The 11,277-nt window shown below is 71.2% G+C and carries 11 protein-coding genes; 9 read left to right on the top strand and 2 right to left on the bottom strand.

The window, feature by feature from the left end:
• The first annotated feature begins 207 nt into the window (after positions 1–207).
• The 3 genes from ATO4_RS13235 to ATO4_RS13225 all read left to right on the top strand — a co-directional run bounded on the left by ATO4_RS13235 (position 208) and on the right by ATO4_RS13225 (position 4,454).
• A complete protein-coding gene (locus ATO4_RS13235; protein WP_176222975.1) occupies positions 208–1,170 on the top strand; it encodes a TAXI family TRAP transporter solute-binding subunit in 963 nt (320 codons plus the stop codon).
• A 270-nt stretch (positions 1,171–1,440) separates the two neighbouring features.
• A complete protein-coding gene (locus tag ATO4_RS13230) occupies positions 1,441–3,237 on the top strand; it encodes a TRAP transporter fused permease subunit (protein WP_083591992.1) in 1,797 nt (598 codons plus the stop codon).
• Between the two features lie 74 nt (positions 3,238–3,311).
• Positions 3,312–4,454 (top strand): anhydro-N-acetylmuramic acid kinase, encoded by a 1,143-nt coding sequence (locus ATO4_RS13225; protein WP_083591991.1) that lies wholly within the window; start codon positions 3,312–3,314, stop codon positions 4,452–4,454.
• Positions 4,455–4,587: 133 nt separating this feature from the next.
• Here ATO4_RS13225 and ATO4_RS13220 read toward each other — a convergent pair whose 3' ends face one another.
• Positions 4,588–5,016 carry an outer membrane protein assembly factor BamE gene (locus tag ATO4_RS13220; RefSeq protein WP_245308738.1) on the bottom strand — a complete coding sequence of 143 codons (429 nt, stop codon included), beginning with the start codon at positions 5,014–5,016 and terminating at the stop codon, positions 4,588–4,590.
• 385 nt (positions 5,017–5,401) lie between these two features.
• On the opposite strand from ATO4_RS13220, the gene ATO4_RS13215 reads away from it, so the two are divergent.
• The 6 genes from ATO4_RS13215 (at position 5,402) to ATO4_RS13190 (ending at position 9,826) form a co-directional block, all read left to right on the top strand.
• Complete coding sequence (locus tag ATO4_RS13215; protein WP_083591989.1) at positions 5,402–5,971, top strand: ubiquinol-cytochrome C chaperone family protein; 570 nt, start codon at positions 5,402–5,404, stop codon at positions 5,969–5,971.
• 3 nt (positions 5,972–5,974) lie between these two features.
• Entirely contained in the window at positions 5,975–6,544 is a 570-nt protein-coding gene (locus ATO4_RS13210) for a DUF177 domain-containing protein (RefSeq protein WP_083591988.1), read from the top strand.
• Between the two features lie 93 nt (positions 6,545–6,637).
• Positions 6,638–7,711, top strand: a complete 1,074-nt coding sequence (gene plsX, locus ATO4_RS13205; RefSeq protein WP_280940493.1) for a phosphate acyltransferase PlsX — start codon at positions 6,638–6,640, stop codon at positions 7,709–7,711.
• Complete coding sequence (locus tag ATO4_RS13200; RefSeq protein ID WP_083591986.1) at positions 7,708–8,685, top strand: beta-ketoacyl-ACP synthase III; 978 nt, start codon at positions 7,708–7,710, stop codon at positions 8,683–8,685. The genes plsX and ATO4_RS13200 overlap by 4 nt, the downstream gene beginning before the upstream one ends.
• 106 nt (positions 8,686–8,791) lie before the next feature.
• A complete protein-coding gene (locus tag ATO4_RS13195; protein WP_083592007.1) occupies positions 8,792–9,154 on the top strand; it encodes an integration host factor subunit alpha in 363 nt (120 codons plus the stop codon).
• A 42-nt stretch (positions 9,155–9,196) separates the two neighbouring features.
• Complete coding sequence (locus ATO4_RS13190; protein ID WP_083591985.1) at positions 9,197–9,826, top strand: MerR family transcriptional regulator; 630 nt, start codon at positions 9,197–9,199, stop codon at positions 9,824–9,826.
• A 293-nt stretch (positions 9,827–10,119) separates the two neighbouring features.
• Here ATO4_RS13190 and ATO4_RS13185 read toward each other — a convergent pair whose 3' ends face one another.
• Positions 10,120–11,274 (bottom strand): energy transducer TonB, encoded by a 1,155-nt coding sequence (locus ATO4_RS13185; protein WP_139802422.1) that lies wholly within the window; start codon positions 11,272–11,274, stop codon positions 10,120–10,122.
• Positions 11,275–11,277 lie beyond the last annotated feature (3 nt).

Below are 11,277 nucleotides of genomic sequence, written 5' to 3'. Positions count from 1 at the left end.
CCTCGGCGCCGGGCACAAAGCCCTGCGCCGAGGCACGCGGGGGCCCAGGGCTTATCGGGCCGGGCCGTGCCAGGCGACGCCGGGTCATGCCGGGTCATGCCAGGCCAGGCCGACCCGCCACGGGATTGACAACCCCTGCCGTGCCGCCGAGACAGGGCGCGGGTTCAAGGAGCGCGCCAGAGGGCGCGGATGAGGGAGGAAACGACGATGGCAGCCAAGACGATCGCCGCCTTAGCGGGCGCCGCCGCGATGCTGGCCGCACTGGCCGTGGGCGCGAGCGCCGAGGAGCGCATCGCCTACAAGTCGGCCAAGAGCGGCACGTCCTACTACCAGATGGGCGTCGAGCTCGCCAACGCGGTCAAGGCCGGCACCGACGGCGAGGCGATCCTCACCGTCGAGGAGAGCCAGGGCTCGGTCCAGAACGTCATGGAGGCGGCGGTCCGCCCCGGCAACTACGTCTTCACCGCGCCGCCGGGCCTCGTCGCCTCGGCCGCCGCCGGCAAGGGGCCGTTCGAAAAGCGTCCCAATCCCCGCTTCGCCGAGATCCGCGCGCTGTTTCCGATTCCCTCGCTGACCATGCATTTCGTCCTCGCCGGCAAGGCCGAGGCGCAGGACCTGTCGGCGCTCGCCGGCAAGACGATCCTTCTCGGCAAGGGCAGCTTCGGCGCCACCGAGGGCGAGAAATATCTCGAGCTGTTCGCGCTGAAGGACAAGGTGACCGTCGCCGACGCCGAACTCGGCAATGCGGCGGATGCCCTGAAGAACGGCCAGATCGACGGCTTCGTCACCGCCGGTTCGTTCCCGGCGCCGAATGTCATCGAGGCGGCGGCGAGCGGCGAGGTGACGCTCCTGTCGATGAGCGACGACGAGGTGGCAAAGACCGGCCGCACCCCCCAGGTGATTCCCGCCGGCACCTATGCCGGTGTCGAGACGGACACCGTCACCACCTCGCTGCCGGTCTTCGCCTTCGCCGCCGGCCAGATGAGCGAGGAGACCGCCTATCTTCTCACCAGGACCTTCTGGGAGGAGAAGGAGGCGCTGTCGGGCGAATCGCGCTGGTGGAAGGCCGTCGACCCGCAGCTGCTGGAAGCCGGCGAGGTGAAGCTCCATCCGGGCGCCCTGCGCTATTATCGCGAGGCCGGCGTGTCCCTGCCGGACGCCCTGCAGTAACACGACGTCCGACCGGCGCCGGCGTCGCAGCAGCGCCGCCCGCGTCGTTTTCCCGGCGGCGGCCTCCGGCTCCTCGGCTCCGCCCGCCGCTCCGCCGCCGAAGGCCGCCGCGGCCCATCCACCGGGCACCGCCGGGCCGGCGATCCGCAGCCCGTCCCGCAGCCGGCTTTCGAGGCCGGCATCCCGGGCCGGCGCCCCCGAGCGCCCGCCAGAACCGCCCGCCCGGGATCCCCCCCCTGCGGGCGCCATGAACCCATTCCGGACGATCCCATGAGCCTCAGCTCCCCGGCCGGCGACGCGCCGGGCCGCCCGCTCCGCCTCTGGCAGGGGCTCGGCATCCTCTCGATCGGCTTCCATCTGGCGCTGGTCTTTTCCGGCCTGGTGCCGGCCCTCGTCGCCCGGCCGCTGCACATGGCGCTGGCGCTGCCCTGGCTGTTCGTCTTTGCGCCCCGCTCGCGCCTCGAGGCGGCCAGCGGCTGGGTCGTCCTCGTCCTCGGCGAGATCGGCTGCCTCTATGTCGCGCTCAATGCCGGTGCCCTGTCGGATCAGTACGGCTTCCTCGACACGTCCTTCCAGGTCGCCGTCGCCGTCACCCTCGTCGCGGTCGCCCTCGAGGCGGCGCGGCGGGCGATCGGCTGGCCGCTGCCGCTGGTCGCCCTCGCCTGCCTCGCCTACGGCCTCTTCGGCCAATACATCCCCGGCGAATACGGCCATCCGGGCTTTCCGGTCGCAAGCTTCCTCGGCACCATGACGATCACCGAGGGCGGCCTCTGGGGCTCGCTCACCGGCGTCTCGGTGGGCATCGTCGCGATCTTCGTCATCCTCGGCGCGGTGCTGAATGCCGGCGAGGCGGGGCAGGGCTTCATGAATCTGGCGGGCGCGGCGGCCGGCCGGCTGCGCGGCGGGGCGGGCAAGGTCTCGGTTCTGTCCTCGGCGATGTTCGGCTCGATCTCCGGCTCCGCCTCGGCCAATGTCGCCTCCACCGGCGCGGTGACGATCCCGGCGATGAAGCGCCTCGGCTACCCGAAGGCGCTGGCCGGGGCGGTCGAGGCCGTCGCCTCCTCCGGCGGCCAGATCATGCCGCCGCTGATGGGCGCTGGCGCCTTCGTCATGGTGGAGCTGACCGGCACGCCCTATGGCGACATCATCGTCGCCGCGCTGCCCGCCGCGATCCTCTACTTCCTGACGGTCTGGATCGGCATCGACCTTTTCGCCCGGCGCTACGACCTCGCGGGCATGGCCGAGGCCGATCGGCCGCGGCCGCGCACGGTCGTCGTCACCACCATGTTCTTCCTCGTTCCCTTCGCCGTCCTCCTCACCGCCATGTTCGGCGCCGGGCTGACGCCGCAATACGCCGCCTGCCTCGCCATCCTCGTCGGCGTGCTGCTCCTGTTCGTCGATGCGACGCCGAGCGTCTCGGTCTCGCGCTTTGCCGCGCGCGCCGGCGTCGCGGCGCTGGAGGCGGGACGGCAGATCGCGGTGATCGCCGCGATCATCATCTGCGCCTCCATCGTCGTCGGCGTCCTCGGCATGACCGGGCTCGGCGTCAAGGTGACCTCGGCGATCCTGGCGCTGGCCGGCGAATCCCTCGTCCCGGCGCTGCTCCTGACGGCGCTCGCCTGCATCCTCCTCGGCATGGAGGTGCCGACGACGGCGGCCTACGTCATCTGCGTCACCATCGCCGGGCCGGCCCTGCAGCGCCTCGGCATCGAGCCGCTGCTCGCCCATCTCTTCGTCTTCTGGTTCGCGCTGCTCTCGACCATCACGCCGCCGGTCTGCGGCGCGGTGTTCATCGCCGCCGGCATGGCGGGCGAGAACTGGCTGAAGGTCGCCGGCTCGGCGATGCGCCTCGGCGTCGGGCTCTACGTCATCCCGCTGGCGATGATCTCCAAGCCTCAGATCATCCACCTCGCCGACCGGCCGCTCGGCGCATTCGTCGCCTTCGTCCAGATCGCCGCCGGCCTGTGGCTCCTGTCGCTCGGCCTGATCGGCACCATGGCGCCGTGGAAGCGGGCGGCGCTGGGTCTTGCCGGACTGGCGGTTTGCCTGGCGCCGGCGCCGGCGTAGGATCGGCATAGGCGGTTGGGGACGGCGGCGCGAAGAGCCCGCGAAACGACGTGGCAGCAGGGCAGGAAGCGATCATGGCAGACAAGGGATGGGCCATCGGCCTGATGACCGGAACCGTCCTCGACGGGAATATCGACGTCGCCGCGATCCGCACCGACGGCGAGGCGATCGCCGAATTCGGCCCCTTCGAGCTGATGCCTTACGGGGCCGACGTCACGCCGCTGATCGAGGCGGCCGTCGCCGATGCGCGCCGGTGGGACTTCTCCGGGCCCGAGCCTGAGAGCTTCGCGGTGGCGGAAAAGCGCCTCACCGCGGCGCAGGGCGAGGCCGTCGCGACCTTCTGCGAGCGCCATGGCCTTGCCCGCGCGGCGATCGCCGCCGTCGGCTTCCACGGCCAGACCGTCCTCCACCGGCCGCCGGCAGCGGGCGTTGCCGGCCGCACCCGCCAGCTCGGCGACGGCGCGGCGATGGCGAGAATGCTCGGCCTGACGGTGGTGCACGACTTCCGCTCGGCCGACGTTTCGGCGGGCGGGCAGGGGGCGCCGCTCTCGGCGATCTACCACCGGGCGATGCTGGCGCGGATCGGCGCCGGCGCCGGCACCGCGATCCTCAATCTCGGCGGGGTCGCCAATCTCACCTGGTCCGATGGCGAAACCCTGGTCGCTTTCGACACGGGGCCGGCCAATGCCCCGATCAACGACTGGATCCGGGCCCATGGCGCCGGCGCGATGGACCGGGACGGGCGGCTGGCCTTCGCCGGCACGGTGGACGAGGCGCGGCTCGCCCGGCTCTTGCAGCATCCCTGGCTGGAACAGCCCTATCCGAAGTCCCTCGACCGCTTCAGCTTCGCGATGGCGATGGCGGAGGGTCTGTCGCTTGCGGACGGCGCGGCGACGCTGACGGCCTTCACGGCGGGCGCCGTCGGCAAGGCGCTGGATCTGTTGCCGAGCCGGCCGGAGCGGCTGATCGTCTGCGGCGGCGGCCGCCGCAATCCGGCGATCATGGCGGCGATCGCCGAACGGGCAAACGTCGAGGCGGTGGATGCCGATGCCTGCGGGCTGCGGGGCGACGCCGTCGAGGCCGAGTGCTTCGCCTATCTCGCCATGCGGGCGATCGCCGGGCTGCCGATCAGCTTTCCGCTGACCACCGGCGCGCCGCGGCCGATGACCGGCGGCGTCGTCAACCGGCCACCCGGCCGAGGCGCTGGCGGCAACTGAGCGGATCGAAGGCACGACCTCGGAAGGAATGCGTCGGGCCTCCCATGACCGTGCTCCCGAGACCGGCGCGCAGCAGAGACGTTCACGCTGCAAAGACCGGCGAAGGCACCGCCTTCGCCCGCCGTAGTCGCGATCAGAGCGCCGGCGCGCCGGGCGTCGAATCGCCGACCGTGTCGCTCAGCACCTGGCCGAGGAAGCTCGCATCCTTGCCGCCGGTGGGCGTCGTGCGGGAGATGAAGTCGAACACCCGCCCGTCCTTCAGCCCGTAGTCGGCGATGCGCTCGACCCGATCGTCCTTGTTGAAATAGACGGCGAGGATGCGCTGGTCGACCAGCTGCGGCTGCAGGAAGGCCACCGGCCGCACCCGCTTCTGGGAGATGTAGTAGAACACCTCGTTGTCGAAGCTGGCCTTGGTGGAGGGCGAGCCGAGGGCCAGCAGAACCTGCTCCTTGGAGGAGCCCGGAGGCACCAGCTCGAGCGATTTCGGATCGACGATATAGCCCTGGTTGAGGACTTCGCTGGTCGTACAGGCCGACAGCGACGACAGGCCGATGGCTGCCACTCCCACGGCGAACGCCAGCGTCAGACGCGTCTTCTTGCTCACGCTTTTCTCAACTCCGTTCCAGCCAACCGACTTTGTTTTCTGTGTCATGCGCGGTTCAGACGGCGAAATTACGCCGCCCTTGCCGCGATCTCGTCGCCGCCTGCCGGTTCGTCGGCGGACAGCCCCATGGCTCGCGAACCGCCGGCGCGGCAAGGTTCCGGCGCCAGTGCGGCCCGGCACCCGGACGAGCCGATCCTCCCGCCGGCCGTCGAGCCTCCCGTCGTTCCGCCGGACGACGGCGAGGCCGCGGCGCGTGGGCGTTGGTAATCCACCTCAGGCGCCGTTGCAATCGGGCCGAAGCTGTGGCACCGCCTGTGGCCAAGCGAGAAACCGCGGATCGTCAATGCTGAAACGCTGGAGGATCGCTCGCCAGAACCGAGCGATCGTCGAACTCCTCTATCAGGCCCTCGTCGCGATGACGCGCCAGCCGAAGCTCTACGAGAGCTGCGGGATCGCCGATACGTTCGCGGGGCGGTTCGAGGCCCTTGGCCTGCATGTCTTCCTGTTCCTGCGCCGCTGCCGCGTTGAAGCCTCGCTGGAGCCGCTGTCGCGCGACGTCGTCGACCGCTTCGTTCTCGACGTGGATTCCTCGATCCGCGAACTCGGCATCGGCGACCAGGCGGTGCCGAGGCGCATGCGCAAGCTGGCCGGCGTCTTCTACGAGCGCGTCCGGGTCTATGACGAGGCCTTCGAGGCAGCGGACCAGAGGTCGGCGCTGAAGGCCGCGCTGGCCGGGCGGGCGGTCGAGGCGACGGTGCCGGAGGATGCGGTGGACGATCTCGCCACCTACATGCTCGCCATGAACGAGCGCCTCGCGGCGGTGCCGGCCGCGGCGATCCTGTCCGGCGCGCTCGATCCCGGCGCGCTGAACCCCCCGGAGCTGACCCCCCGGGAGCTGAACGAAGGAGATTGACCCATGGATGGAGAGCCGGTCTCGCCGCTTCGCGTCCTCTTGCCGGCCGGGCCGCTGCCGCAGGACGGCCTCCGGGTCGCCTTCAAGGCGACGGGGGAGGATTGCGCGCGGCTCGCCGCGGCGCTCGATGTCGACCGGGTGACGGCGATGGGCGCCGAGCTGATGGCGCGGCCGTTCCGCAAGGACGGCGCCCGGGTCGCCGGCCGCCTGTCGGCGGTCGTCGTCCAGAAGAGCGTCGTCACGCTGGAGCCGGTCGAGCAGCGGATCGACGAGCCCTTCGAGGCCACCTTCCTGCGCGAGGCGAGGGCGCCGCGGCGGAAGGTCGAGGCCGAGCCCACCGAGATCGTCATCGATCCCGAGGCCGAGGATCCGCCGGAGCCCTTCGTCGGCGACCGGATCGACCTCGGCCCGAGGCTCTACGAGGCGCTGGCGCTGGTCGTCGATCCCTATCCCAAGCGGCCGGGCGAGCGCTTCGGCGCCGCGATAGAGCCGGAAGCGGAGACGCAGGAGCCTCCCTCGCCCTTCGCCGTGCTCGCCAATTTCCGCGACGGGCGGGGCAGCGGCGGTGATTGAGGCGACGAGGCCGGTTGTATGTACCGGGGATTTGGCTATTTTCGCGCCGCGCCGGCAGGGCCCGGCGCATCGGCGGACAGAAGTGAGAACGCGTTGACCTCAGGATCCGGCATAACCATCTCGCTCGACGCGATGGGCGGCGATCACGGGCCCGAGGTGGTGGTGGCGGGCGCCGCGCTCGCCCTTCAGCGCCGGCCGGACACGCGCTTCGTCCTCTATGGCGAGGAAGCCGCCGTCAGGCCCGTGCTCGCCCGCTTTCCAGAGCTCGACGCGGCCTCGACCTTCCACCACTGCGAGATTTCCGTCCGCATGGACGACAAGCCCTCCCAGGCGCTGCGTCAGGGCCGCTACAAGTCGTCCATGTGGCGCACCATCGACGCGGTGAAGACCGGCGAGGCCGACGTCGCCGTCTCGGCCGGCAACACCGGCGCCCTGATGGCGATGGCGAAGTTCTGCCTGCGCACCATGGCCAACATCGAGCGCCCGGCGATCGCCGCGATCTGGCCGACGCTGCGCGGCGACAGCATCGTCCTCGACGTCGGCGCGACCATCGGCGCCGACGCCCAGCAGCTGATCGACTTCTCGATGATGGGCGGCGCCATGGCGCGGGCGCTGTTCGGCCTCGAGCGGCCGACCGTCGGCCTCCTCAACATCGGCGTCGAGGAGGTCAAGGGCCAGGACGACATCCGCGAAGCGGGCCGGCTCCTGAAGGAAACGCCGCTGCCCGGCATCGACTATCGCGGCTTCGTCGAGGGCGACGATCTCGGCCAGGGCACCGTGGACGTCGTCGTCACCGAGGGCTTCACCGGCAACATCGCCCTGAAGACGGCGGAGGGCACGGCCCGCCAGATCGCCGCCTATCTGCGCGCGGCGATGTCGCGGACCTGGCTCGCCCGGGCCGGCTACATCCTGGCCAAGAGCGCCTTCGACCGGCTGCGCGACAAGATGGATCCGCGCAAGGTCAATGGCGGCGTCTTCCTCGGGCTGAACGGCATCGTCATCAAGAGCCATGGCGGCACCGACGCCGAGGGCATCGCCGCCGCCATCGACCTCGCCCACACCGTTGCGCGGGCGGGCCTGCGCGAAAAGATCGAGGCGGACCTCGCCAACTATCACCGCCGCATCTCCGAGGAGGCGGCGATCGTCCCCGAAAGCAGCGTTTCATGAGTGACAAGATCGTCTCCGTCGTCCGGGGCACCGGCTCGGTGCTGCCCGAGCGGGTCATGCGCAACCAGGACTTCGTCGGCGTCGTCGAGACCTCGGACGAATGGATCCGCCAGCGCACCGGCATCGCCGAGCGCCACATCGCCGGCGAGGGCGAGACCACGGCCTCGCTCGCCGAGGGCGCGGCGCGGCGGGCGCTCGACGCGGCCGGGCTCGAGCCCGCCGACATCGACCTGATCATCCTCGCCACCGCGACCCCCGACAACACCTTTCCGGCCTCGGCCGTCGACGTCCAGAACCGGCTCGGCATCAGCCACGGCTTCGCCTTCGACGTCCATGCGGTGTGCAGCGGCTTTCTCTACGCGCTGACCACGGCCGACATGTATCTGCGCGCCGGCCAGGCCCGCCGGGCCCTCGTCATCGGCGCCGAGACCTTTTCGCGCATTCTCGACTGGGAAGACCGCACGACCTGCGTTCTGTTCGGCGACGGTGCCGGCGCGGTGGTGCTGGAAGGCGTGCCGGCCGAAGAGAGCGCCGGCAAGGGCATCCTCGTCGCCAAGCTGCGCTCGGACGGCTCCCACAAGGAGAAGCTCTTTGTCGACGGCGGGCCGTCGACCACCGGGACGGTCGGCCATCTGCGGATGCAGGGGCGCGAGGTCTTCAAGCACGCGGTCGGCATGATCACCGACGTGATCGAGGCCTGTTTTGCGGCCGCGAAGATCGGTCCCGACGACATCGACTGGTTCATTCCCCACCAGGCCAACCGCCGGATCATCGACGCCTCGGCGAAGAAACTCGGCATCGACATCGACAAGGTGGTGATCACCGTCGACCGCCACGGCAACACCTCGGCGGCCTCGATTCCCCTCGCGCTCGACACGGCGGTGCGGGACGGGCGCGTCAAGCCGGGCGATCTCGTCCTGCTCGAGGCGATGGGCGGCGGCTTCACCTGGGGCGCGATCCTTCTGAGATGGTAGATGGCGCTTGATTCATATGGCGCTTTCAGTAGAGTAACGAAAAAGTAAGATGCCCGGCGCGACCAATTGGCGCGGGCGGGTTTTCGACACCGACCAGGGGACGACGATGGGGGATAGGACACTTACCAGGGCCGACCTCGCCGAAGCGGTGTTTCGCAAGATCGGGCTGTCGCGGACGGAATCGGCGCAACTCGTCGAGATGGTGCTCGAGGAGATCTGCTCGACCATCGCCAAGGGCGAATCCGTCAAGGTTTCCTCCTTCGGCTCCTTCCTCGTGCGCGACAAGAACGAGCGCGTCGGCCGCAATCCCAAGACCGGCGAGGAAGTGCCGATCTCGCCGCGCCGGGTGGCCGTGTTCAAGCCGTCCAACGTCCTCAAGGACCGCATTCTCGAAGCCCACAGCAAGCGCGCCGCCTCCTCGTCGAACCTGGAGTCGTCGGGCCTCGAGCTGATGCGCGCCGCCGAATAGGCGGCCAGACAGGCGAATGCGCGGATCTGAGATGCTTCATTGATGGCCGACAAGGGTGAGGATGCGTTCCGGACGATCTCGGAGGTCGCCGAGGATCTCGACCTGCCGCAGCATGTCCTGCGTTTCTGGGAATCGCGCTTCGCGCAGATCCGTCCGCTCAAACGCGGCGGCGGCCGGCGCTACTACCGCCCCGACGACGTCGAGCTCCTGCGCGGCATCCGCTATCTCCTCTACGTCAAGGGCTTCACCATCAAGGGCGTGCAGCGTCTCCTGAAGGAGAACGGCAGCCGCTTCGTGGTCGCCATCGGCTCCGGCGATCTCGCCGGCCTCGACGATCTGTCGAGCGCCCCTCCCGCCGACGGGCCGGAGGCCGAGGAGGCGGGGCAGGCCCATGTCGACGACCTCGACCTGATCCATCCCGAACCCGAGACCGTCGCCGCCGTCGAGCCGCCCGCGGTATCGTCTGGCGGATCGGGCGGCGCACCGGCCGTCGGACCGGAAGAGCCGTCGCCGCCGGCACGCCCCCGCCCGCGCGCCCTCGGCAGCTTCCTGCGCCGCGAGCGCGACACCGCCCAGGAGGGCCTGCGCCTGCCGCGCGACAGCGTCGACACCCTCGACCAGGTGCTGCTCGATCTTCTGGAATGCAAGCGCCTGCTGGACCAGGTCCGCTAGAGCGGCGCAATCCAGGCGGATCGCCGTACCGCCCGCGGCTGGGCCGCATCGAGGAGCGGCGCCGGGCATCAGGGCGCTCTGGCGCCGCCTCGTCCATTTGGCAGCCGCCCGATCGCTCCGGCCCGATCACTTGGGCGTCGCCGTGCCGGACCCTGCGTCTGGCGGTCCCGATCACGCAGGAACACGCTCCCGTTGACGCTCCCCGGCCGCGTCCACGCCCTCATGCTCAGCCGCACCGCCGCATCTCACCGGCGTAGCGGCGTCCGTTACGCGCTACCCACCGCGCGTCCGCCTCAGCGGATCCGCACCGGCACGGTCAGCGACACGCCCTTGCCGGACGGCGGCGCGGGGAACGGGCTCGCCCGGCGCACCAGCTGCACGGCGAGGCTGTCGAGGGTGCCGTTGCCGCTCGATCCGACCACCCGGACGCCGGTGACGCGGCCGCCGCCGTCCATCGAGAAGGCGACCCGCGTTGTGCCGGAGCCGCGACCGGAGAAGCTGCGGCTGTAGCGGTTGAGCCGGGCCTGGACCTGCGACTGCCAGCGCGCCAGGGCCGCCCGCGAGACGCTGGCGCCCTGCGAGGCCTCGCTGCGGGACTGGCCGCGCGAGGCGACCGAGGGGGACGCCGAGCGCCGCTGGCGCGTCTCCCGCTTCGGGGCCGGCCGCTCCGCCTTCGGCTGGCTGCGCCGCACCGGTTTTTCCGCCCGCTTCGGCGCCTCCCGCACCGCCTGGCGCACCGGCCTCGGCGGCGTCGGCCGGGCGGTCGGCAGCGGCACGACGTCGGGCAGCACCGCGGTGTCCGGCGCCGGCGCCGCCGGTTCCTCCGGCTCGGGCTCTTCCGGCTCGGGGGCGGGCCGGGGCAGCGGCACCGCGTCGGGGATCGGCGGCGCGACCTCTTCGGGCTCGGGCACCGGTTGCGGCTCGGGCTCGGGCACCGGCTCGACCGCCGGCTCCGGCTCCGGCTCCGGCGGCTGCACGACCGGCTCTTCCACCGCCGGCTCTTCCACAGGCTGGGGCTCGGGCGGCTGCGGCTCCTCGACCGGCTCGGGCGGCGCCGGCTGTTCCGGTTCGGCCGGCTCCGGCTCCGGGGCGGCCGGTTCGGGCTCGGGTTCGGGCGGTGTCGGTTCCTCGGGCGGCATCGGCGCCTGCGGCACCTCCGTCTCCGCCTCGCTCTGGGAGGGATCCGGCGTGTTGACGGTTTCCGGCGCCGGGGCCGCCTCGTCGATCGCGGCGGAGGCCTCGGACTCGGGCGGCGGCGCGAGGTCGATCAGCACTGCGGCCTCTTGGGCGCCCTTCGGCGGCGTCTCGGGAACGCTCGCCATCAGAGCATAGGCGCCCGTCCCGTGGGCGAGCACCACCACCAGGGCGGCGACCAGCCAGCGCTCTGCGCCGGCGCGCCGCGGCGATCCGTCGAAGGGGTCGAAACTGCCGGAGGTCTGACGTGCCATGAT

Origin of the sequence: Aurantimonas sp. 22II-16-19i, assembly GCF_002088275.1 — a bacterium.
Taxonomy (GTDB): domain Bacteria; phylum Pseudomonadota; class Alphaproteobacteria; order Rhizobiales; family Rhizobiaceae; genus Jiella.
Note: the sequence above shows the minus strand (reverse complement) of the source record. Positions and strands in the feature narration are given on the sequence as shown.